We start from the raw sequence: 20,281 nt of genomic DNA, 5'->3' as shown, positions 1-20,281 counted from the left end.
GATGGAGCTTTGGGTGAACCGCTTGGCGGCTCACCCGAGAAGGGACTTAACGCAGACCGCGTTGAGTCTCGTCCAGCTCACGGATGTACTTGAAGATTTTACGGCTCGATGCCGGTGGCTTGTTGGTCGCCAGTTCGTGCTGGGCCTGACGGATCAGGGAGCGCAATTGTTGACGATCAGCCTCCGGGAAGTCGACCACGAACTTCTCCAGGACCGCATCGTCGCCCGCGATCAAGCGATCGCGCCAGCGTTCCAGGCCATGGAAACGTTCGTTGTACTGCCGAGTGGAGGCATCGAGTTGATCGAGCAGCGTCAGAATGGCGTCAGTGTCCTGATCGCGCATCAGTTTGCCGATGAACATAAGGTGCCGTTTACGCGCGATATTCGCGGTGTGCTTGGGCGCATCAGCCAGTGCCCGGCGCATAGCGTCGGTCAACGGCAGTTTTGCCAGCAAGTCAGGCTTGAGCGTTGTAAGGCGCTCGCCGAGGTCAACCAGAGCATGAAGCTCGCGTTTAACCTGGGATTTGCTTTTTTCTCCCGTATCGAGGGAGTCGTCGTAAGAATCAACCATGGTGGCCGTCCGCAAAGAAACGCCGCCATGATAACCAGTCGGGGGCCGCTTGTCCGGCCCGGTCGCTCGAAGGCCCTAGCCGAAAGCAGAATTTGAGTGGAGAACAGCATGAGTGCAGTTGAAAGCGTCGGCCCACAAGCGTTGCCGGCACTGCAAGAACAAGTCGAGCAGATCATCGCTGAAGCCAAGCGCCAGGGCGCCAGTGCCTGTGAAGTGGCGGTGTCCCTGGAGCAGGGCCTTTCCACCTCCGTGCGTCAGCGTGAAGTCGAAACCGTCGAATTCAACCGCGATCAGGGCTTTGGCATCACCTTGTACGTCGGTCAGCGCAAAGGCTCGGCCAGCACGTCCGCCAGCGGTCCGGAGGCGATTCGCGAAACCGTCGCCGCCGCCCTGGCCATCGCCAGGCACACGTCAGAAGACGAGGCTTCGGGCCTGGCGGATGCCGCCCTGATGGCGAAAGATCTGCAGGATTTCGACCTGTTCCACCAATGGGACATCACCCCGGAGCAAGCCATCGAGCAGGCCCTGGCCTGTGAAGCGGCGGCGTTCGCCACGGACAGCCGGATCAAGAACGCCGACGGCACCACCCTCAGCACCCATCAGGGCTGCCGTGTCTACGGCAACAGCCACGGTTTTATTGGCGGTTACGCGTCGACCCGGCACAGCCTGAGCTGCGTAATGATCGCCGAGGCCGACGGCCAGATGCAGCGCGATTACTGGTACGACGTGAACCGTCAGGGCAATTTGCTGGCCTCTCCAGAGAGCATCGGCCAGCGTGCCGCGCAACGGGCGGCGAGCCGTCTGGGCGCACGTCCGGTTCCGACCTGCGAAGTGCCGGTGCTGTTTTCCGCGGAGTTGGCCGGTGGCTTGTTCGGCAGTTTCCTCTCGGCGATTTCCGGCGGCAGTCTGTATCGCAAATCCTCATTCCTTGAAGGGACGCTGGGGCAGAAACTGTTCCCGGAATGGCTGACCATCGATGAGCGTCCGCACCTGATGCGAGCCATGGGCAGTTCTGCATTCGATGGTGATGGGCTGGCCACTTACGCCAAGCCGTTCGTCGAAAAAGGCGAGTTGGTTTCCTACATTCTCGGCACGTACTCCGGCCGTAAGCTTGGAATGCCGAGCACCGCCAACGCTGGCGGCGTGCACAACCTGTTCGTCACCCATGGCGACGAAGACCAGGCAGCCTTGCTGCGCCGCATGGGACGCGGCCTGCTGGTGACTGAATTGATGGGCCAGGGCCTGAACATGGTCACTGGCGATTACTCCCGTGGGGCGGCGGGTTACTGGGTCGAGAACGGCGAAATCCAGTTTGCGGTCCAGGAAGTGACCATCGCCGGCAACATGCGTGACATGTTCAAGCAGATCGTTGCGGTTGGTAATGACCTGGAACTGCGCAGCAACATTCGTACAGGTTCGGTGCTGATCGAGCGGATGACGGTGGCGGGTAGCTAACCCGTACCGACACACAAAAAGGCGTGCCACCCATTGGGTGGCGCGCCTTTTTTTATTGTTGCTGCACGATCCCCTGTGGGAGCGGGCTTGCTCGCGAAGGGGACTTCACATCCAACATTTTTGTTGGCTGGTAAACCGCCTTCGCGAGCAAGCCCGCTCCCACAATAAGCACTGAGCGTTTTGCTACTCTTGTGTTGGTTCTCATTATCATCTAATAATAAATCTCATTACCGAATGAGCCCGGATCATGAGTTCTGCCTTGCACGAGCAGCCTTACCTCGAAAGCTGGCGCTGGATGAGTCGCCAGATCCGTTGCGCGATGGACCCTGATGAACCTCGCCTGATCGAACATTACCTGGCTGAAGGCCGGTATCTCGCCTGCTGCACGGCAACCTCGCCCTGGACAATCGCCGAAACTTCTTTCCGTCTGTTGCTCGACACCGCCGCCGATGTCGCGCTGCCCTGGCACTGGCGAACCTACTGCCTGGATCAGGCCTGGCGGCCGTTGCGCGATCTGGAACGCCTCTCATTGTGCAAGTGTCGCCTCAAGCGCTGGCAGAGCTACACCTGGCAACTGGCGACCTGCGAGTTGCAGCCCTCGATTCCTCTCATAGAACTGGTGCAAGGATTTACAGATGACCAAGACTCGTATTGAGCGCGACAGCATGGGCGAGCTCCAGGTCCCGGTGGACGCCCTTTATGGCGCGCAGACCCAGCGTGCGGTGGATAACTTCCCCATCAGCGGCAAACCGATGCCCGTGCAGTTCATTCGTGCGCTGATCCTGGCGAAAGCCGCCGCTGCCCGAGCCAACGTCGAGCTCAAGCAAATCAGCGAGTCCCAGGGCAAAGCCATCGTCGATGCGGCACTGGGCCTGCTTCAGGACGACTTCATGCAGCACTTCCCGGTGGATATTTTCCAGACCGGTTCCGGCACCAGTTCGAACATGAACGCCAACGAAGTGATCGCCACCCTGGCCAGCCGCCTGCTCGGTGAGCCGGTGAACCCCAACGATCACGTGAATTGCGGCCAAAGCAGCAACGACATCATCCCGACCACCATCCATGTCAGTGCTGCGTTGGCGTTGCATGAGCAATTGTTGCCGGCACTGGTGGGTCTGGTTCAGGTGATCGAGCGCAAGGCCGATGAGGTTCATCACCACGTCAAAACCGGCCGCACTCACCTGATGGACGCCATGCCGGTGCGCATGAGCCAGGTGCTCAACGGTTGGGCGCAGCAGCTCAAGGCCAACATCGGTCATCTGAACGATTTGCTGCCGAGTCTGCAATCCCTGGCTCAGGGCGGCACGGCGGTGGGTACAGGGATCAACGCTCACCCACAATTCGCAGCGCGTTTCAGTGAGCAACTGAGCAAGCTGACCCAGGTGCAATTCAAACCGGGTGAGGATCTGTTTGCGCTGATCGGCTCTCAGGACACGGCGGTCAGTGTTTCCGGTCAGCTCAAGGCCACGGCCGTTTCGCTGATGAAAATCGCCAACGACCTGCGCTGGATGAACTCCGGCCCGTTGGCCGGTCTTGGTGAAATCGAACTCGAAGCCTTGCAGCCGGGCTCTTCGATCATGCCAGGCAAGGTCAACCCGGTGATCCCGGAAGCGACGGCCATGGTCGCCGCACAGGTCATCGGCAATGACACGGTCATCACCATCGCCGGTCAATCGGGCAATTTCGAGCTGAACGTGATGCTGCCGATCATCGCCCAGAACCTGCTGAGCAGCATCGAGTTGCTGGCCAACTCCAGCCATTTGCTGGGTGAAAAAGCCATCGCCAGCTTCAAGGTCAACGAAGCCAGGCTCAAGGAAGCGTTGTCGCGTAACCCGATCCTGGTCACTGCACTCAACCCGATCATTGGTTACCAAAAAGCCGCGGAGATCGCCAAGAAGGCCTATCAACAAGGCCGGCCGGTGATCGATGTCGCTCTGGAACACACCGACCTGACGCGCAGCCAACTGGAAGAGTTACTCAATCCAGAGAAGCTCACCGCAGGCGGCGTGTAATCACCGCTACCGCTTTGGAGGCTCACCATGGAGCACTGGAAACGCACGATCGAAAGGGCTAATCGTTGTTTCATGCTGGGCGAACTGGTCGATGCCCGCGAGGCTTACTTGCAGGCATTGGCCCTGGCCCAGGTGTTGTTCGAGCGCTGGGCGGATGCCGACGAAGCGGTGGCAGCCTGCGTGATTTCCCACCACAACCTGGCAGACCTGCATTTGCGTCTGAACCAGCCGGAGGAGAGCGCCGAGTACCTGTGCGCCATCCATCAGCGATTGTTGCAGACCATGCAGGATCCACGACTGGCGCCCGCCCTGCGTGAAGCAGCGTTGCGCCAGAGCAGCAAAACTTACGTCGAGCTGCTGAATTTCATCAGCGAACACGGCGAATACCCGCGTACGCATCGACTGCTGCACATCGATGCCGCCTCGCCTGCGCCCCTACATCACGGAGTTCATTGAAATGGCTTTTACCTTGCCTGCCTTGCCCTACGCCTACGATGCCCTGGAACCGCACATCGATGCGCAGACCATGGAAATCCACTACACCAGGCACCACCAGACCTACATCAACAACCTCAACGCTGCGGTTGAAGGCACCGAGTTTGCCGAATGGCCGGTGGAGAAACTGGTGTCTGCGGTCCAGCAGCTGCCGGAGAAGCTGCGCGCGGCGGTGATTAATCAGGGCGGCGGGCACGCGAACCATTCGCTGTTCTGGAAAGTAATGGCGCCCAACGGCGGCGGCCAGCCCGAAGGCTCACTGGCGGCGGCGATCGACGAGCAACTGGGCGGCTTGAGCAGTTTCAAGGAAGCCTTCACCAAAGCCGCGCTGACTCGTTTTGGCAGCGGCTGGGCGTGGCTCAGTGTGACGCCGCAAAAGACGCTGGTCGTTGAAAGCAGCGGCAATCAGGACAGTCCATTGATGAACGGCAATACGCCCATCCTCGGCCTGGATGTCTGGGAGCACGCGTATTACCTGCAATACCAGAACCGTCGCCCGGAATACATCAACGCGTTCTACAACGTGATCAATTGGCCTGAAGTCACTGCGCGCTATCAGGCTGCACTGGTTTAAGACTTCTGCAAAAGCAATCCAGGGCTGGCTATGAGCACTGAAACACTGGCGATCGGTAGTGGACGAATGTTTCGTTACGCGTTCGGATCGCTGTTACTGCTGGCAGGCATGACGTTGTTGGTGGCTCAAGGCCTGGCGTGGCTGGACCTTGAGCCGAAACTGCTGCGCGCGTTGCAAGGCGGGGCGATCTGCGCCTTGGGCACAGCCTTGGGCGCGGTGCCCGTGCTGGTCATTCGACGGATGCCTCAAGTGCTCAGCGATACGCTGCTCGGCTTTGGGGCCGGGGTGATGCTCGCAGCGACAGCGTTTTCGTTGATCGTTCCGGGGATCACTGCCGCTGAAAGCTTGGGGCTGACGCCTTGGGCGGCCAGCGGACTGATCAGTTTCGGCATCATGCTGGGGGCGTTTGGATTGTTCCTGGTGGATCGCAAGGTGTCGGGTGCATCGCCGGAAATGCTCGTAGGCACGCTGGAACGACCTGTCATCCCGCCGCGAATCTGGTTGTTTGTGTTTGCAATCATTGCCCACAACATCCCCGAAGGCATGGCGGTCGGTGTGTCGGCGGGAGGGGGCATGCCCGATGCCGATAGCCTGGCCATGGGCATCGCCTTGCAGGATGTACCGGAAGGTCTGGTGATCGCGTTGGTACTGGCCGGGGCAGGGATGTCGCGGGTCAAGGCGTTCCTGATCGGAGCTGCGTCAGGTCTGGTCGAGCCGGTCTTTGCGTTGTTGTGCGCCTGGCTGGTGAGCCTGGCCGAATTGTTGTTGCCCTTGGGGTTGGCGCTGGCGGCCGGGGCAATGTTGCTGGTGGTCACCCATGAAGTCATTCCCGAGTCGCGCCGCAATGGTCACGACAAGCTTGCAAGTCTCGGGTTGCTGATCGGGTTTTGCTTGATGATGGTGATGGATACGGCGTTGGCTTAGCGCGGATATGTAGCAGCAGGCTTCGCCGGCTGCTACAGGGCGAGGTGTTATTCGCCTTCGCCGAAGTAGTCATTGATCAAATTCACCAATGCCTGCAGCGCCTCATCAGCCTGTTCGCCTTCGGTGCTCAGGTGGATTCTGGTGCCCTTGCCCGCAGCGAGCATCATCATTGCCATGATGCTTTTTCCGTCGACCGTGGATTCCGGCGTGCGTCCTACCCTGATCGTGCAATTCTTGAACTCACCGGCGACGCCAACGAATTTTGCAGAAGCGCGGGCATGCAGGCCCAGCTTGTTGATGATTTCAATTTCCAGAGCAGGCATCGCGGTGTGAATCCTTTAGCTGAGGTCGCGGTGGCGAACCTGGACGTTCTTCAGGGATTTTTGCAGGGCCTGGCCCAGACGTTCGGTCAGGTAGACGGAGCGGTGATGGCCGCCGGTGCAGCCAATGGCAATGGTGACATAAGCGCGGTTGCTGGCGGCAAAGCGGGGTAGCCACTTTAACAAGTAGGTGGAGATGTCCTGGAACATCTCTTCGACGTCCGGCTGTGCCGCCAGGTAATCGGCAACCGGTTGGTCGAGACCCGATTGATCGCGCAACTCTGGCTTCCAGTAAGGGTTCGGCAGGCAGCGCACGTCGAACACCAGATCAGCGTCCACCGGCATTCCACGCTTGAAGCCGAAAGATTCCACCAGGAACGCCGTACCGGATTCCGGCTGGTTCAACAGGCGCAGCTTGATGGTATCTCGCAGTTGATACAGGTTCAGGTTGGTGGTGTTTACCTTGAGATCGGCGAGATCGGCAATCGGCCCGAGCAGGGCGGTCTCATCGTTGATGGCCTCGGCCAGCGAGCGATTGGAATTGCTCAGCGGGTGACGACGGCGGGTTTCCGAGAAACGCTTGAGCAAGGTTTCTTCGTCGGCGTCCAGATAAAGCACATCACACTGGATATGCCGGCTGCGCACTTCTTCCAGCAGTTCGGGAAAACGCGACAAGTGACTCGGCAAGTTGCGCGCATCGATCGATACGGCCACCAGCGGTTGCGCCAGCTCAGTATGGATCAGCGCACGTTCGGCCAGTTCCGGCAGCAGGCCGGCGGGCAGGTTGTCGATGCAGTAGAAGCCGTTGTCCTCGAGAACATCGAGTGCGGTACTTTTACCTGAGCCGGAACGGCCACTGACGATGATCAAGCGCATGATTAATGACCGTTTTGCTCGTCCAGGACAACCTGATACAAGGCTTCATTGCTCGGGGCGCTGCGCAGCTTTTCGCGCACTTCCTTGCGGTCGAGCATGCTGGCGATCTGGCGCAGCAACTCCAGGTGCGCATCGGTAGCGGCTTCCGGGACCAGCAGAACGAACAGCAGGTCAACCGGGGCGCCGTCGATGGCGTCGAAATCGATGGGTGCATCAAGGTGCATCAGGGCGCTGATGGGCGAGGTACAGCCCTTCAGGCGGCAGTGGGGAATGGCAATGCCGTTGCCAAAGCCGGTTGAGCCGAGTTTTTCACGGGCAATCAGAGCCTCGAAGACATCTTGCATCTCCAGATCCGGTACTTCTTTATGGATAAGGTTGGCAATTTGCTCGAGGGCTTTCTTTTTACTGCCGCCCGGCACGTTCACGAGGGAACGGCCGGGGGTCAGGATGCTTTCAAGTCGGATCATGGGTAGGGAGTGTTAACGACCGGTCGCGCCCTGGAGGAGGCTTTGGGTCTTTTCCTTATGCTTTTTGAGTTGTTTATCCAGCTTGTCGGTCAGTGCGTCGATCGCCGCGTACATATCGGTATGCTCCGCGTTTGCGACCACTTCATTGCCGGGAATATGCAGCGTGGCTTCGATTTTCTGCTTGAGCTTTTCGACCGTCATCGTGACCTGCACGTTGGTGATCTTGTCGAAATGCCTCTCTAATCGTTCGAGTTTTTCGCCGATGTAGGTGCGAAGAGGTTCGGTCACTTCCAGTTGGTGTCCACTGATGTTGACTTGCATACAGCTTCTCCTTCGTTGCCAGTGCATAAAGCGGCAGGCAGAAATACCTGCCACTGGAACGCTGTGGCGTGGCTCTACATCAACCGCTTGCGTTCGCTCGAAGGCGCGATCCCTAGGGATTCGCGGTACTTGGCGACGGTGCGGCGAGCCACCTGAATGCCTTGTGCCTCCAGTAAACCAGCGATCTTGCTGTCACTCAACGGCTTTTTCTGATTTTCCGCGGCAACCAGTTTTTTGATGATCGCGCGGATTGCCGTGGACGAGCATTCACCGCCCTCGGAGGTGCTGACGTGGCTAGAAAAAAAGTATTTCAGTTCATATATGCCCCGAGGGGTATGCATGAACTTTTGCGTGGTTACCCGTGAAATCGTCGACTCGTGCATCCCTACCGCTTCGGCGATGTCATGCAGGACCAGCGGTTTCATGGCTTCGTCGCCGTATTCAAGAAAACCGCGCTGATGCTCGACGATTTGCGTGGCCACTTTCATCAGGGTTTCGTTGCGGCTTTGCAGGCTCTTGATGAACCAGCGGGCTTCTTGCAACTGATTGCGCATGAAGGTGTTGTCGGCGCTGGTGTCGGCGCGGCGCACGAAGCCGGCGTATTGAGCGTTGACCCGCAGTCGTGGCACGGATTCCTGGTTCAGCTCCACCAGCCAGCGCTCGTTGTCCTTGCGTACGATCACGTCGGGAACGACGTATTCGGCTTCGCTGGACTCGATTTGCGAGCCTGGGCGCGGGTTGAGGCTCTGCACCAGTTCAATCACCTGACGCAGTTCGTCTTCCTTGAGCTTCATGCGACGCATCAGCTGGCTGTAATCGCGACTGCCGAGCAGGTCGATGTACTCGGTGACCAGGCGTTTGGCCTCGACCAGCCAAGGTGTCTTGGCGGGCAATTGGCGCAATTGCAGCAGCAGGCATTCGCCCAGGTTACGGGCGCCGATACCGGCAGGTTCGAATTGCTGGATACGGTGCAGGACGGCTTCGATTTCGTCCAGTTCGATGTCCAGTTCCGGGTCGAAGGCTTCGAGAATCTCCTCGAGGGTCTCGTCCAGGTAGCCCTGATTGTTGATGCAATCGATCAGGGTCACGGCGATCAGGCGATCGGTGTCGGACATCGGCGCCAGGTTCAGTTGCCACAGCAGGTGGCTTTGCAGGCTTTCGCCGGCCGATGTCCGGGTGGTGAAGTCCCACTCGTCGTCATCGTTGCTCGGCAGGCTGCTGGCGCTGGTCTGGTAGACGTCTTCCCATGCGGTATCGACGGGCAGTTCGTTGGGGATGCGCTCGTTCCAGTCACCTTCATCGAGGTTATCAACCGTCGGGGCGGTTTCCTGGTAGGAGGGTTCCGAAACATCGGCGTTGGGTAGCTGTTCGGCTTTGTCGGCCAAGGGGTCGGCGTTATCGAAGTCGTCGCCTTCTTCCTGGCGTTCGAGCATCGGATTGGACTCCAGGGCCTCCTGGATTTCCTGTTGCAGGTCCAGGGTCGACAATTGGAGCAGGCGGATGGCCTGTTGCAGCTGCGGTGTCATCGTCAGCTGCTGGCCCATTCTCAAGACTAGCGATGGTTTCATGGCAGGGGCTTAACACCTTATTCGCCGGCGCACATGCGCCATCCACTACAGGGCGCCGGAGCGCCAAACATAAGCAAATTATATGCCCGAAACTGCAGCGTTTGCCTAGAGCGCTGTAACAATAAAAAAATGTTGATTTTTTATCGAGACAAGCGCCCGGGCAACCAGCCAGACACCTGAGTGCTTACAGGCGGAACTCATGGCCCAGATACACTTCCTTGACCAGGTCGTTGGCCAGGATGGTGGCAGAGTCACCTTCGGCGATCAGCTGGCCATCGTTGACGATGTAGGCGGTTTCGCAGATATCCAGGGTTTCACGGACGTTGTGGTCAGTGATCAGCACACCAATGCCCTTGGCCTTGAGGTGATAGATGATCTGCTTGATGTCGCCCACCGAAATCGGGTCCACGCCGGCGAATGGTTCGTCGAGCAGGATGAATTTCGGGTTGGTAGCCAGTGCCCGGGCGATCTCCACGCGGCGGCGTTCACCACCGGACAGGCTCATCCCGAGGTTGTCGCGGATGTGGCTGATGTGGAATTCCTGCAGCAGACTTTCCAGCTCCTGGCGACGACCGGCCTTGTCGAGTTCCTTGCGGGTCTCGAGGATCGCCATGATGTTGTCGGCTACCGAGAGTTTGCGGAAGATCGATGCTTCTTGCGGAAGATAGCCGATGCCGGCCTTCGCACGACCGTGCATAGGCTGGTGACTGACATCCAGGTCGTCAATCAGTACGCGGCCCTGATCGGCCTGTACCAGGCCGACAATCATGTAAAAGCAGGTGGTCTTGCCGGCGCCGTTGGGACCCAGCAGGCCGACGATCTGACCGCTGTCGATCGACAGGCTGACGTCACGCACGACCTGGCGGCTCTTGTAGCTCTTGGCCAGATGCTGAGCTTTCAGAGTTGCCATTACTGGGCCTTTTGCTCGTCGGTTTTCTTCTTCGGCTGGATCACCATGTCGATGCGCGGACGCGACTCGGTAACCTTGTTGCCCGTCGCACGACCGGCGCTGGCAAGCTTTTTCACCGTGTCGTAGACGATTTTCTCGCCTTGGGTGACGTTGTTGTCCTTGTCGATGACTTTGGCGCGATCGATCAATACGACGCGGTTTTGCGAGGCGTGGTACTGGATGGTCACTCCGTAGCCCTGAACCGGCTTGGTGTCGCCAGCCGTCTGCATCTGCTCGAAGTAGGCCAGATTGCCCACCGATGTCACCACGTCGATGTCGCCGGCCGGCGTGCGGGTGATGGTCACAGTATTGCCTTTAACGATCATCGAGCCCTGGGTAATGATCACGTCACCTTTATAGGTGGCAACACCATTCTTGTCGTCCAGCTGGGCATCGTCGGCCTGGATGCGGATAGGCTGCTCTTGATCGTTCGGCAGAGCCCAGGCGCTCACGCTTCCCAGTGCTGCGCTCAGACCGAGCAAAATAGGGAGGGTTTTAACGAGCCTCATACTGTCCTCTTACGTTCGATAGCAGGTGTATCCTGCTTTCTTTCAAATACGCTTTCATTCCCTTGCCAGTCGACACACCACCAGCGCCGTCGATTCTAACGGGTTGCTCGGTCTGCGCATATTGCTGCTGCGGGAACACTGTCATGCGGGTGGTGGTAATCAGGGTCTTGCGGTTTTTCTCGTCGAAGCGCGTGATGCGCACCGAGTCAATCAGTTCGACCTGGGTGCCGTCGGGGTTCACTTCGCCGTGCTCGCTCTGGACGTGCCATGGGAACTCGGTGCCGCGGAACATGTTCAGGTCGGGGTTGGTCAACAGCGTCACTTCGGTGGCTTTCAGGTGTTCAACCTTGTCGGACGTCATTTCGTATTGCAGTTTGCCGTCCGGCAGATATTGCACGCTGTGGGCGTTGATCGCGTAATAGTCGATCGCCGCTTCATCGATCTTTGCCACCGGCTTGTCGAGGAAGCGTTCCGGACTGATGTTCCAGTAGCCGACCGCGGCGAATATCGCTGCGATGCAACCGAACACCAGGAATTTGCGAATCTTTTTGCTCAGCATAGTTGGCTCACAGGTACGCGGCGTTTGCCGCATCGAGGCGGCCCTGCGCGCGCAGGATCAATTCGCAGAATTCGCGAGCGGCACCCTCGCCACCGCGGGCCTGGGTGATGCCGTGGGCATGTTCGCGGACGAAACTGGCAGCGCTTGCCACCGCCATGCCCAGGCCGACGCGGCGAATCACCGGCAGGTCCGGCAGGTCGTCACCGAGATAGGCGACTTGCTCATAGCTTAGGTTGAGTTGGGCAAGAAGCTCGTCCAGCACCACCAGTTTGTCTTCGCGCCCCTGGTACACGTGTGGAATACCGAGGTTCTTCGCGCGTCGCTCGACCACCGGGGTCTTGCGGCCGCTGATGATAGCGGTCTGCACGCCAGCTGCCATCAACATCTTGATGCCTTGGCCGTCGAGGGTGTTGAACGTCTTGAATTCGCTGCCGTCTTCGAGGAAGTACAGGCGTCCGTCGGTCAGTACGCCATCGACGTCAAAAACTGCCAGTTTGATGTTCTTGCCGCGTTGCAGCAGGTCGGTGCTCATCACATTACTCCTGCGCGCAGCAGATCGGACAGGTTGAAGGCGCCGATCGGTCGGTCCTCCTTGTCCACCACCACCAGCGCGTTGATTCGATGGTCTTCCATGATTTTCAGAGCCTCGGCTGCGAGCATGTCGGCCCGGGCGGTCTTGCCGTGGACGGTCATGACCTCGTCGATGGTCGTATGGTGGATGTCGATGGTCCGGTCAAGGGTGCGGCGCAAGTCGCCGTCGGTGAAGATCCCGGCCAGTTTGCCGTCGGCCTCCACGATCGCGGTCATGCCCAGGCCCTTGCGGGTCATTTCCATCAAGGCGTCCTTGAGTAGCGTGCCACGTTGCACCTGGGGCAGTTCTGCGCCGGCGTGCATGACGGTTTCCACTTTCAGCAGCAGGCGTCGGCCAAGCGCGCCGCCAGGGTGGGAAAAGGCGAAATCTTCGGCGGTAAAACCGCGGGCTTCCAGCAGCGCAACGGCCAGGGCGTCGCCCATGACCAGCGCGGCGGTGGTCGACGAGGTCGGTGCCAGGTTGAGCGGACAGGCTTCATGCTCGACATGCACGTTGAGGTTGACCTCGGCAGCCTTCGCCAGCGGTGAGTCAGGATTGCCGGTCATGCTGATCAATTGAATGCCCAGGCGTTTGATCAGCGGCAGCAGGGTGACGATTTCATTGGTAGAGCCGGAGTTCGACAGCGCCAGGATGATGTCGTCGCGGGTGATCATGCCCATGTCGCCGTGGCTGGCTTCGGCCGGGTGCACGAAAAAGGCCGTAGTGCCGGTGCTGGCCAGGGTGGCGGCGATCTTGTTGCCGATGTGCCCCGATTTGCCCATGCCGACCACGACCACGCGCCCTTTGCTGGCCAGAATCATCTCGCAAGCGCGTACGAAATCTGCGTCGATACGGGGCAGCAAGCCTTGTACGGCTTCCAGTTCGAGGCGGACGGTGCGTTGTGCTGATTGAATCAGGTCGCTGGATTGGCTCATGTCAGAAATCGTATAGCCTGATGAAAAGGCGGCGATTATAACGGTAATGATCGAAACCCTCACGCAAGTTCGTCGCGCTTTGTCATTCCCTGTTACCGAATACGCCCAAATAGAAGCTTTTACCCCTTCATGTTGCTCAACATGGCCTGGCTTGGGCCTTGGGCGCTTGGCCTTTGCAGTGATATAGTTCGCCGCCAGTTCGGCCTGCCCGGGAGGTATGTGCTTTCGCCAGAAAGCCAGGCGTCCGAGTGAGAGGCTGCATCGCAAGGAGTTTAGATGAGTGCCGATAAAGCCTACGCGGTCGAGCTGAAGGGACTGACCTTCAAGCGCGGAACGCGCAGCATTTTCAATAACGTCGATATACGTATCCCGCGCGGCAAGGTCACCGGCATCATGGGCCCTTCCGGGTGTGGCAAGACTACGCTGCTGCGGCTGATGGGCGCACAGTTGCGGCCCACCAAAGGCGAAGTCTGGGTCAATGGACAGAACCTGCCGAAACTGTCGCGCAGTGACCTGTTCGATGCGCGAAAGCACATGGGCGTGCTGTTTCAGAGTGGTGCGCTGTTCACCGATCTCGATGTGTTCGAGAACGTTGCCTTTCCGCTACGCGTTCATACCGAGCTGCCGGAAGAAATGATCCGGGACATCGTCCTGCTCAAATTGCAGGCAGTGGGCTTGCGTGGCGCCATCGACCTGATGCCTGACGAGTTGTCCGGCGGCATGAAACGTCGTGTCGCTCTGGCCCGGGCGATTGCCCTCGATCCGCAAATCCTCATGTATGACGAGCCCTTTGTCGGCCAGGACCCCATCGCCATGGGTGTGCTGGTGCGCCTGATCCGCCTGCTCAACGATGCGCTGGGCATCACCAGTATCGTGGTCTCCCACGACTTGGCCGAGACTGCGAGCATCGCCGATTACATCTATGTCGTCGGCGAAGGCCAGGTATTGGGGCAGGGCACTCCCGAGGAACTGATGAACTCGCAGGAGCCACGCATCCGTCAATTCATGACAGGCGAGCCTGACGGTCCCGTCGCCTATCACTTTCCAGCGACGGATTACCGCGCAGATCTTCTGGGGAAGCGTTGATGCGCAAGATTTCACTGATAGAACGGGTTCGCAGGTTCGGCCACTCTGGCATTGACGTGCTGGGAGTGTTCGGCCGTTCGGCGATATTCCTGTTTCATGCCTTGCTTGGCCGTGGCGGCATTGGCGGCGGTTTTGGCTTGCTGATCAAGCAACTGCATTCGGTGGGCGTGATGTCCCTGGTGATCATTGTGGTCTCCGGGGTATTCATCGGCATGGTGCTGGCGCTGCAAGGCTTCAATATTCTGTCCAGCTACGGTTCGGAGCAGGCGGTCGGCCAGATGGTTGCGCTGACGCTGTTGCGCGAACTGGGGCCTGTGGTCACGGCATTGCTGTTCGCCGGGCGCGCCGGTTCGGCTTTGACTGCCGAAATCGGCAACATGAAGTCCACCGAGCAGTTGTCCAGTCTGGAAATGATTGGTGTCGACCCGCTCAAGTACATCATTGCCCCGCGCCTGTGGGCCGGCTTCATTTCCCTGCCGGTGCTGGCGATGATCTTCAGCGTGGTGGGCATCTGGGGTGGTTCGTGGGTGGCCGTCGACTGGCTGGGGGTCTATGAAGGTTCCTACTGGTCCAACATGCAGAACAGCGTGACCTTTGCTGACGATGTGCTCAACGGCATCATCAAAAGCATCGTTTTCGCCTTTGTCGTGACCTGGATTGCCGTATTCCAAGGCTATGACTGCGAGCCCACTTCCGAGGGGATCAGTCGTGCCACTACCAAGACCGTGGTGTATGCCTCTTTGGCTGTACTCGGCCTGGACTTTATTCTGACCGCCTTGATGTTTGGAGATTTCTGATGCAAAACCGCACCCTGGAAATCGGTGTCGGCCTTTTCTTGCTGGCTGGCATCCTGGCTTTGCTGTTGCTGGCGTTGCGGGTAAGTGGCCTGTCCCCGAGCGCAACCACCGACACTTATAAACTTTATGCGTATTTCGACAATATCGCCGGTTTGACTGTCAGAGCTAAAGTGACCATGGCCGGTGTGACCATCGGCAAGGTCACGGCAATCGATCTGGACCGCGACAGTTTCACCGGCCGAGTGACCATGCAGCTGGAAAAACGCGTAGATAACCTGCCGACTGATTCCACTGCATCTATCCTGACCGCTGGCCTGTTGGGCGAGAAGTACATTGGTCTTAGCGTGGGCGGCGAAGAAGGCTTGCTCAAGGATGGCTCAACCATCCACGACACACAGTCGTCGCTGGTACTCGAAGACCTGATCGGTAAATTTCTGCTCAATACCGTTAGTAAAGACGCCAAATGAGGAGCCTTTGAATGATCTCTACCTTGCGACGTGGCCTGTTGGTATTACTCGCGGCCCTGCCGTTGATGGCTAACGCCGTGGCAGCGCCCTCAGCGCACGATATCGTGCAGGACACCACCAATCGGCTACTTGCCGATCTGTCGGCCAATAAAGAGAAGTACAAGCAAGACCCGCAAGACTTCTATGCGGCGCTGAACACCATCGTCGGACCTGTTGTGGATGCCGAGGGCATTTCCAAGAGCATCATGACGGTCAAATATTCGCGCAAAGCCACGCCTGCGCAAATGAAGACCTTTGAAGAAAACTTCAAAAAGGGTCTGTTCCAGTTCTATGGCAACGCTTTGCTTGAGTACAACAATCAGGGGATCGTCGTCGACCCTGCCAAGGATGAGTCGGGAAACCGTACAAGTGTTGCCATGACGGTCAAGGGCACCAACGGCGCGATTTATCCTGTGTCCTACACACTCGAAAAGATCAACGGCGAGTGGAAGTTGCGCAACGTGATCATCAACGGCATCAACATCGGCAAGCTGTTCCGCGATCAGTTCGCTGATGCGATGCAGCGCAATGGCAACGACCTGGACAAGACCATCAATGGTTGGGCCGGGGAAGTCGCCAAGGCCAAGGAAGCCAGCCAGAAGCAAGCACCCGAGACGCAAGCTCAATGAGTGTGTCGGCGATTCGCATGAGCGAATCCGGCGAGCTGATGCTCAGCGGCATGCTGGATTACCGCACTGGCCCCGGTTTGCGTAAACAGGGGCAGGCGCTGATCAAATCCAGCAAGGCCGCTGCGCTGGTAGTCGATTGCTCGGCAGTGTTGAAGTCCAGCAGTGTCGGCTTGTCGCTGCTGCTGTGCTTCATGCGTGATGCAGAGGCGGCCGGCAAGGCGCTGAGCATCCGCGGGATGCCAGAAGACATGCGTGAAATCGCTCAGGTCAGTGAACTGACCGAGTTGTTGGCGCATCCCTAACCGCATCTATAAAGAAGCCCCCCGTCAGAGTCCTGCTTCGCGGGGTTCGCAGGCGCGGGGCTTTTTTGTATGATGTCCGACCCGCGCGCACAGGGCGCCGATTGAGGTTGAGCATGCAGGCCGTAGAAGTGAAGAGCTTCCTTGAAGGAAAGCTGCCAGGAACCCTAGTAGAAGTCGAGGGCGAAGGCTGCAACTTTCAGCTGAACGTGATTAGCGATGAACTGGCGGCGTTGAGCCCGGTGAAGCGTCAGCAGCAGATCTATGCCCATTTGAACCCGTGGATCACCGATGGCAGCATCCATGCGGTCACTATGAAATTTTTCAGCAGCGCGGCCTGGGCCGAGCGCACCTGAGCCCAAGGGCGTCGAGATTCTTATGGATAAATTGATAATTACCGGTGGCGTTCGTCTTGATGGCGAAATCCGCATCTCCGGGGCAAAGAACTCTGCCCTGCCGATCCTGGCTGCAACCTTGCTGTGCGATGGCCCGGTGACCGTTGCCAACCTGCCGCACCTGCACGACATCACCACCATGATCGAGCTGTTCGGTCGTATGGGCATCGAGCCGGTGATCGACGAGAAACTCAGCGTCGAAATCGACCCGCGCACCATCAAGACCCTGATCGCTCCGTACGAACTGGTGAAAACCATGCGTGCGTCGATCCTGGTGCTGGGGCCGATGGTTGCACGTTTCGGTGAAGCCGAAGTCGCACTGCCTGGCGGTTGCGCCATTGGTTCGCGTCCGGTTGACCTGCACATTCGTGGCCTCGAAGCCATGGGTGCGGTCATCGACGTCGAAGGCGGCTACATCAAGGCCAAGGCGCCTGAAGGTGGCCTGCGCGGTGCGCACTTCTTCTTCGACACCGTCAGTGTGACCGGTACCGAAAACATCATGATGGCGGCCGCTCTGGCCAAGGGCCGCAGCGTTCTGGCAAACGCCGCTCGCGAGCCTGAAGTCATCGACCTGGCGAACTTCCTGATCGCCATGGGTGCCAAGATCACTGGCGCCGGCACCGACACCATCACCATCGATGGCGTCGAGCGTCTGCACCCGACCACTTACAAGGTGATGCCTGACCGTATCGAGACCGGCACCTACCTGGTCGCAGCTGCTGTGACCGGCGGCCGTGTGAAGGTCAAGGACACCGATCCGACCATCCTCGAAGCCGTTCTTGAGAAACTCAAGGAATCGGGTGCCGAAATCACCTGCGGCGAAGACTGGATCGAGCTGAACATGCACGGCAAGCGGCCAAAAGCCGTTAACGTGCGTACCGCTCCATACCCGGCGTTCCCGACCGACATGCAGGCGCAGTTCATCTCCCTCAACGCCATTGCCGAAGGCACTGGCGCTGTGATCGAGACGATCTTCGAAAACCGCTTCATGCACGTTTACGAACTGCACCGCATGGGCGCTCACATCCAGGTCGAAGGCAACACTGCCATCGTTACCGGCATCGAAAAGCTCAAGGGCGCGCCAGTCATGGCCACCGACCTGCGCGCTTCGGCCAGCCTGGTGATCTCGGCATTGATCGCTGAAGGTGACACCTTGATCGACCGCATCTACCACATCGACCGTGGTTACGAGTGCATCGAAGAGAAACTGCAGATGCTCGGCGCCAAGATCCGCCGCGTACCGGGCTAGTTTCTGCTGCATGGGCGCAGGGACGCGCCCGTTGAATTCGTTTCAAGTCGAGCCGTTTCCGGCTCGATGTGTGTCCGGCGCCATTTGCGACCGGGCATGAGTACCTTGATAAGGATTGACGTTTCCCATGTTGACCATCGCACTGTCCAAGGGCCGCATCCTTGACGACACCCTGCCGCTTCTGGCTGAAGCGGGCATCGTGCCGACCGAGAATCCGGACAAGAGCCGCAAGCTGATCATCCCCACGACCCAGGCCGATGTACGTCTGCTGATCGTGCGCGCCACCGATGTGCCGACTTACGTCGAACATGGTGCCGCTGACCTGGGCGTCGCCGGTAAAGATGTGCTGATGGAGTATGGCGGCCAGGGTTTGTACGAGCCGTTGGACCTGCGAATTGCCCTCTGCAAGCTGATGACCGCCGGCCGTGTCGGTGATGTCGAGCCCAAGGGCCGCCTGCGTGTGGCGACCAAATTCGTCAACGTTGCCAAGCGCTACTACGCCGAACAGGGCCGTCAGGTCGACATCATCAAGCTCTATGGCTCGATGGAACTGGCGCCGCTGATCGGTCTGGCAGACAAGATCATCGACGTGGTCGACACCGGCAACACCCTGCGCGCCAATGGCCTGGAACCCCAGGATTTCATTGCCGACATCAGCTCCCGGCTGATCGTGAACAAAGCTTCGATGAAAATGCAGCATGCCCGTATCCAGGCGTTGATCGACACCCTGCGCAAGGCAGTGGAGTCTCGACACCGCGGCTGATTTACCTGCGCGACGTTAAGTCGCGCCCGTCTATCCGCCTCATAGCCAGAATTCTCAGGTGCCCAAGCGGATCGATGGTAGCTTCGGGTACCTGAGTTTTTTGCCATTCCTATGAGGCTCTCGCTATGACCGCACCGACTGCAATTCGCCGACTCAACGCTGCTGACCCGGATTTTGCACATCATCTGGATCATCTGCTGAGCTGGGAAAGTGTGTCTGACGACTCGGTCAATCAGCGGGTGCTGGACATCATCAAGGCCGTGCGCGAGCGTGGCGATGCGGCGCTGGTGGAGTTCACCCAGAAGTTCGACGGCCTGCAGGTCGCGTCCATGGCGGACCTGATCCTGCCTCGTGAGCGCCTGGAACTGGCCCTGACCCGAATCACCGTGCCGCAGCGTGAAGCGCTGGAAAAAGCCGCGTCCCGAGTACGCAGCTACCACGAGAAACAGAAGCAGGATTCCTGGACCTACACCGAAGCCGACGGCACCGTGCTCGGCCAGAAGGTCACGCCGCTGGATCGCGCCGGTCTGTACGTACCCGGCGGCAAGGCGTCGTACCCGTCCTCGGTACTGATGAACGCGATTCCGGCCAAGGTGGCCGGCGTGACCGAAGTGGTCATGGTAGTGCCGACGCCGCGTGGCGAAATCAACGAGCTGGTGCTGGCCGCCGCTTGCATCGCCGGCGTCGACCGCGTGTTCACCATCGGCGGCGCCCAAGCGGTCGCGGCGCTGGCTTACGGCACCGAAAGCGTGCCGAAGGTCGACAAGGTGGTCGGTCCGGGCAACATCTATGTTGCCACCGCCAAGCGCCACGTGTTCGGTCAGGTCGGCATCGACATGATCGCCGGCCCCTCCGAAATCCTCGTGGTCTGCGACGGTCAGACGGATCCGGACTGGATCGCCATGGACCTGTTCTCCCAGGCCGAGCACGACGAAGACGCCCAGGCGATCCTGGTCAGCCCGGACGCCGAGTTCCTCGACAAGGTCGCCGCCAGCATCGCCAAACTGCTGCCGACCATGGAACGCGCCGAGATCATCGAAACGTCGATCAATGGCCGTGGTGCGCTGATCAAGGTCCGCGACATGGACCAGGCCATGGAAGTGGCCAACCGCATCGCACCAGAACACCTTGAGTTGTCCGTTGCTGATCCGCAGGCCTGGCTGCCGAAGATTCGCCACGCGGGTGCGATCTTCATGGGTCGTCACACCTCCGAGGCCTTGGGCGACTACTGCGCCGGCCCGAACCACGTGCTGCCGACCTCCGGCACCGCGCGATTCTCCTCGCCGCTGGGTGTGTACGACTTCCAGAAGCGTTCGTCGATCATCTTCTGCTCCGAGCAGGGTGCGTCGGAACTGGGCAAAACCGCTTCCGTGCTGGCCCGTGGCGAGTCGTTGACCGCTCACGCGCGAAGTGCCGAATACCGCATCGTTGACGATAAGAAGGACAGCTAA

The 20,281-nt window shown here is 59.2% G+C and carries 26 protein-coding genes; 15 read left to right on the top strand and 11 right to left on the bottom strand.

What is annotated here, in order from left to right; genetic code table 11:
* Window positions 1-46: 46 nt before the first annotated feature.
* Window positions 47-571, bottom strand: a complete 525-nt coding sequence (gene yjgA / locus AC3WP4_RS04415) for a ribosome biogenesis factor YjgA (protein WP_074873785.1) — start codon at window positions 569-571, stop codon at window positions 47-49.
* 108 nt (window positions 572-679) lie between these two features.
* Between yjgA and pmbA the strand changes: the two genes are divergently transcribed.
* From pmbA to AC3WP4_RS04385, 6 genes are all read left to right on the top strand, one after another.
* Window positions 680-2,026: a metalloprotease PmbA gene (pmbA, locus tag AC3WP4_RS04410; RefSeq protein ID WP_076028646.1), complete on the top strand. Its 1,347-nt coding sequence runs from the start codon at window positions 680-682 to the stop codon at window positions 2,024-2,026.
* Between the two features lie 247 nt (window positions 2,027-2,273).
* Window positions 2,274-2,681 carry a FagA protein gene (locus AC3WP4_RS04405; RefSeq protein ID WP_074873786.1) on the top strand — a complete coding sequence of 136 codons (408 nt, stop codon included), beginning with the start codon at window positions 2,274-2,276 and terminating at the stop codon, window positions 2,679-2,681.
* Window positions 2,662-4,038 carry a class II fumarate hydratase gene (locus AC3WP4_RS04400; protein WP_074873787.1) on the top strand — a complete coding sequence of 459 codons (1,377 nt, stop codon included), beginning with the start codon at window positions 2,662-2,664 and terminating at the stop codon, window positions 4,036-4,038. Before AC3WP4_RS04405 ends, AC3WP4_RS04400 begins: the two co-directional genes overlap by 20 nt.
* Window positions 4,039-4,065: 27 nt before the next feature.
* A complete protein-coding gene (locus tag AC3WP4_RS04395; protein ID WP_008148865.1) occupies window positions 4,066-4,494 on the top strand; it encodes a DUF2753 family protein in 429 nt (142 codons plus the stop codon).
* Window position 4,495: 1 nt separating this feature from the next.
* Window positions 4,496-5,107 (top strand): superoxide dismutase, encoded by a 612-nt coding sequence (locus AC3WP4_RS04390; RefSeq protein ID WP_076028644.1) that lies wholly within the window; start codon window positions 4,496-4,498, stop codon window positions 5,105-5,107.
* A 30-nt stretch (window positions 5,108-5,137) separates the two neighbouring features.
* Complete coding sequence (locus tag AC3WP4_RS04385; protein WP_102615079.1) at window positions 5,138-6,031, top strand: ZIP family metal transporter; 894 nt, start codon at window positions 5,138-5,140, stop codon at window positions 6,029-6,031.
* A gap of 47 nt (window positions 6,032-6,078) precedes the next feature.
* On the opposite strand, the gene AC3WP4_RS04380 is transcribed toward AC3WP4_RS04385, so the two are convergent.
* From AC3WP4_RS04380 to AC3WP4_RS04335, 10 genes are all read right to left on the bottom strand, one after another.
* Entirely contained in the window at window positions 6,079-6,354 is a 276-nt protein-coding gene (locus AC3WP4_RS04380; RefSeq protein ID WP_102615078.1) for an HPr family phosphocarrier protein, read from the bottom strand.
* Between the two features lie 15 nt (window positions 6,355-6,369).
* Window positions 6,370-7,227, bottom strand: a complete 858-nt coding sequence (gene rapZ, locus AC3WP4_RS04375; RefSeq protein WP_076028641.1) for an RNase adapter RapZ — start codon at window positions 7,225-7,227, stop codon at window positions 6,370-6,372.
* Window positions 7,228-7,229: 2 nt separating this feature from the next.
* Entirely contained in the window at window positions 7,230-7,694 is a 465-nt protein-coding gene (ptsN, locus tag AC3WP4_RS04370) for a PTS IIA-like nitrogen regulatory protein PtsN (RefSeq protein WP_056742951.1), read from the bottom strand.
* 12 nt (window positions 7,695-7,706) lie between these two features.
* Complete coding sequence (gene hpf / locus AC3WP4_RS04365) at window positions 7,707-8,015, bottom strand: ribosome hibernation-promoting factor, HPF/YfiA family (protein WP_007941242.1); 309 nt, start codon at window positions 8,013-8,015, stop codon at window positions 7,707-7,709.
* 74 nt (window positions 8,016-8,089) lie between these two features.
* Window positions 8,090-9,583 (bottom strand): RNA polymerase factor sigma-54, encoded by a 1,494-nt coding sequence (locus AC3WP4_RS04360; RefSeq protein ID WP_074873793.1) that lies wholly within the window; start codon window positions 9,581-9,583, stop codon window positions 8,090-8,092.
* Window positions 9,584-9,767: 184 nt separating this feature from the next.
* Window positions 9,768-10,493, bottom strand: a complete 726-nt coding sequence (gene lptB / locus AC3WP4_RS04355) for an LPS export ABC transporter ATP-binding protein (RefSeq protein ID WP_008150757.1) — start codon at window positions 10,491-10,493, stop codon at window positions 9,768-9,770.
* A complete protein-coding gene (lptA, locus tag AC3WP4_RS04350; RefSeq protein ID WP_046052886.1) occupies window positions 10,493-11,041 on the bottom strand; it encodes a lipopolysaccharide transport periplasmic protein LptA in 549 nt (182 codons plus the stop codon). Before lptA ends, lptB begins: the two co-directional genes overlap by 1 nt.
* Window positions 11,028-11,600, bottom strand: coding sequence for an LPS export ABC transporter periplasmic protein LptC (gene lptC / locus AC3WP4_RS04345; protein WP_102615077.1), 573 nt, complete (start codon window positions 11,598-11,600; stop codon window positions 11,028-11,030). The genes lptA and lptC overlap by 14 nt, the downstream gene beginning before the upstream one ends.
* A 7-nt stretch (window positions 11,601-11,607) precedes the next feature.
* On the bottom strand, window positions 11,608-12,132 hold the full coding sequence (locus AC3WP4_RS04340) for a KdsC family phosphatase (RefSeq protein WP_076028639.1): 525 nt from the start codon (window positions 12,130-12,132) through the stop codon (window positions 11,608-11,610).
* Entirely contained in the window at window positions 12,132-13,106 is a 975-nt protein-coding gene (locus AC3WP4_RS04335; RefSeq protein ID WP_074873795.1) for a KpsF/GutQ family sugar-phosphate isomerase, read from the bottom strand. Before AC3WP4_RS04335 ends, AC3WP4_RS04340 begins: the two co-directional genes overlap by 1 nt.
* Before the next feature lie 276 nt (window positions 13,107-13,382).
* On the opposite strand from AC3WP4_RS04335, the gene AC3WP4_RS04330 reads away from it, so the two are divergent.
* The 9 genes from AC3WP4_RS04330 (at window position 13,383) to hisD (ending at window position 20,281) form a co-directional block, all read left to right on the top strand.
* Complete coding sequence (locus tag AC3WP4_RS04330; protein ID WP_046045860.1) at window positions 13,383-14,192, top strand: ATP-binding cassette domain-containing protein; 810 nt, start codon at window positions 13,383-13,385, stop codon at window positions 14,190-14,192.
* On the top strand, window positions 14,192-14,989 hold the full coding sequence (gene mlaE, locus AC3WP4_RS04325) for a lipid asymmetry maintenance ABC transporter permease subunit MlaE (protein WP_008150745.1): 798 nt from the start codon (window positions 14,192-14,194) through the stop codon (window positions 14,987-14,989). The genes AC3WP4_RS04330 and mlaE overlap by 1 nt, the downstream gene beginning before the upstream one ends.
* Window positions 14,989-15,456 (top strand): outer membrane lipid asymmetry maintenance protein MlaD, encoded by a 468-nt coding sequence (gene mlaD, locus AC3WP4_RS04320; protein ID WP_008150743.1) that lies wholly within the window; start codon window positions 14,989-14,991, stop codon window positions 15,454-15,456. The genes mlaE and mlaD overlap by 1 nt, the downstream gene beginning before the upstream one ends.
* Before the next feature lie 11 nt (window positions 15,457-15,467).
* A complete protein-coding gene (locus tag AC3WP4_RS04315; protein WP_074873796.1) occupies window positions 15,468-16,124 on the top strand; it encodes an MlaC/ttg2D family ABC transporter substrate-binding protein in 657 nt (218 codons plus the stop codon).
* Window positions 16,121-16,426 carry an STAS domain-containing protein gene (locus AC3WP4_RS04310; protein ID WP_074873797.1) on the top strand — a complete coding sequence of 102 codons (306 nt, stop codon included), beginning with the start codon at window positions 16,121-16,123 and terminating at the stop codon, window positions 16,424-16,426. The genes AC3WP4_RS04315 and AC3WP4_RS04310 overlap by 4 nt, the downstream gene beginning before the upstream one ends.
* Window positions 16,427-16,539: 113 nt before the next feature.
* Complete coding sequence (locus tag AC3WP4_RS04305) at window positions 16,540-16,779, top strand: BolA family protein (protein WP_007912386.1); 240 nt, start codon at window positions 16,540-16,542, stop codon at window positions 16,777-16,779.
* Between the two features lie 22 nt (window positions 16,780-16,801).
* Window positions 16,802-18,067: a UDP-N-acetylglucosamine 1-carboxyvinyltransferase gene (gene murA / locus AC3WP4_RS04300; protein WP_046052892.1), complete on the top strand. Its 1,266-nt coding sequence runs from the start codon at window positions 16,802-16,804 to the stop codon at window positions 18,065-18,067.
* Between the two features lie 127 nt (window positions 18,068-18,194).
* Window positions 18,195-18,830, top strand: a complete 636-nt coding sequence (gene hisG, locus AC3WP4_RS04295) for an ATP phosphoribosyltransferase (protein WP_007901570.1) — start codon at window positions 18,195-18,197, stop codon at window positions 18,828-18,830.
* Between the two features lie 125 nt (window positions 18,831-18,955).
* On the top strand, window positions 18,956-20,281 hold the full coding sequence (gene hisD / locus AC3WP4_RS04290; protein ID WP_074873798.1) for a histidinol dehydrogenase: 1,326 nt from the start codon (window positions 18,956-18,958) through the stop codon (window positions 20,279-20,281).

The organism is Pseudomonas sp. FW305-20 (genome assembly GCF_058788075.1).
This window is presented reverse-complemented; position numbering and strand designations above follow the sequence as displayed.

Coding starts and splice junctions, on each gene's coding strand:
- yjgA (WP_074873785.1), bottom strand. CDS start 571: ATGGTTGATTCTTACGACGACTCCCTCGATACGGGAGAAAAAAGCAAA.
- pmbA (WP_076028646.1), top strand. CDS start 680: ATGAGTGCAGTTGAAAGCGTCGGCCCACAAGCGTTGCCGGCACTGCAA.
- AC3WP4_RS04405 (WP_074873786.1), top strand. CDS start 2,274: ATGAGTTCTGCCTTGCACGAGCAGCCTTACCTCGAAAGCTGGCGCTGG.
- AC3WP4_RS04400 (WP_074873787.1), top strand. CDS start 2,662: ATGACCAAGACTCGTATTGAGCGCGACAGCATGGGCGAGCTCCAGGTC.
- AC3WP4_RS04395 (WP_008148865.1), top strand. CDS start 4,066: ATGGAGCACTGGAAACGCACGATCGAAAGGGCTAATCGTTGTTTCATG.
- AC3WP4_RS04390 (WP_076028644.1), top strand. CDS start 4,496: ATGGCTTTTACCTTGCCTGCCTTGCCCTACGCCTACGATGCCCTGGAA.
- AC3WP4_RS04385 (WP_102615079.1), top strand. CDS start 5,138: ATGAGCACTGAAACACTGGCGATCGGTAGTGGACGAATGTTTCGTTAC.
- AC3WP4_RS04380 (WP_102615078.1), bottom strand. CDS start 6,354: ATGCCTGCTCTGGAAATTGAAATCATCAACAAGCTGGGCCTGCATGCC.
- rapZ (WP_076028641.1), bottom strand. CDS start 7,227: ATGCGCTTGATCATCGTCAGTGGCCGTTCCGGCTCAGGTAAAAGTACC.
- ptsN (WP_056742951.1), bottom strand. CDS start 7,694: ATGATCCGACTTGAAAGCATCCTGACCCCCGGCCGTTCCCTCGTGAAC.
- hpf (WP_007941242.1), bottom strand. CDS start 8,015: ATGCAAGTCAACATCAGTGGACACCAACTGGAAGTGACCGAACCTCTT.
- AC3WP4_RS04360 (WP_074873793.1), bottom strand. CDS start 9,583: ATGAAACCATCGCTAGTCTTGAGAATGGGCCAGCAGCTGACGATGACA.
- lptB (WP_008150757.1), bottom strand. CDS start 10,493: ATGGCAACTCTGAAAGCTCAGCATCTGGCCAAGAGCTACAAGAGCCGC.
- lptA (WP_046052886.1), bottom strand. CDS start 11,041: ATGAGGCTCGTTAAAACCCTCCCTATTTTGCTCGGTCTGAGCGCAGCA.
- lptC (WP_102615077.1), bottom strand. CDS start 11,600: ATGCTGAGCAAAAAGATTCGCAAATTCCTGGTGTTCGGTTGCATCGCA.
- AC3WP4_RS04340 (WP_076028639.1), bottom strand. CDS start 12,132: ATGAGCACCGACCTGCTGCAACGCGGCAAGAACATCAAACTGGCAGTT.
- AC3WP4_RS04335 (WP_074873795.1), bottom strand. CDS start 13,106: ATGAGCCAATCCAGCGACCTGATTCAATCAGCACAACGCACCGTCCGC.
- AC3WP4_RS04330 (WP_046045860.1), top strand. CDS start 13,383: ATGAGTGCCGATAAAGCCTACGCGGTCGAGCTGAAGGGACTGACCTTC.
- mlaE (WP_008150745.1), top strand. CDS start 14,192: ATGCGCAAGATTTCACTGATAGAACGGGTTCGCAGGTTCGGCCACTCT.
- mlaD (WP_008150743.1), top strand. CDS start 14,989: ATGCAAAACCGCACCCTGGAAATCGGTGTCGGCCTTTTCTTGCTGGCT.
- AC3WP4_RS04315 (WP_074873796.1), top strand. CDS start 15,468: ATGATCTCTACCTTGCGACGTGGCCTGTTGGTATTACTCGCGGCCCTG.
- AC3WP4_RS04310 (WP_074873797.1), top strand. CDS start 16,121: ATGAGTGTGTCGGCGATTCGCATGAGCGAATCCGGCGAGCTGATGCTC.
- AC3WP4_RS04305 (WP_007912386.1), top strand. CDS start 16,540: ATGCAGGCCGTAGAAGTGAAGAGCTTCCTTGAAGGAAAGCTGCCAGGA.
- murA (WP_046052892.1), top strand. CDS start 16,802: ATGGATAAATTGATAATTACCGGTGGCGTTCGTCTTGATGGCGAAATC.
- hisG (WP_007901570.1), top strand. CDS start 18,195: ATGTTGACCATCGCACTGTCCAAGGGCCGCATCCTTGACGACACCCTG.
- hisD (WP_074873798.1), top strand. CDS start 18,956: ATGACCGCACCGACTGCAATTCGCCGACTCAACGCTGCTGACCCGGAT.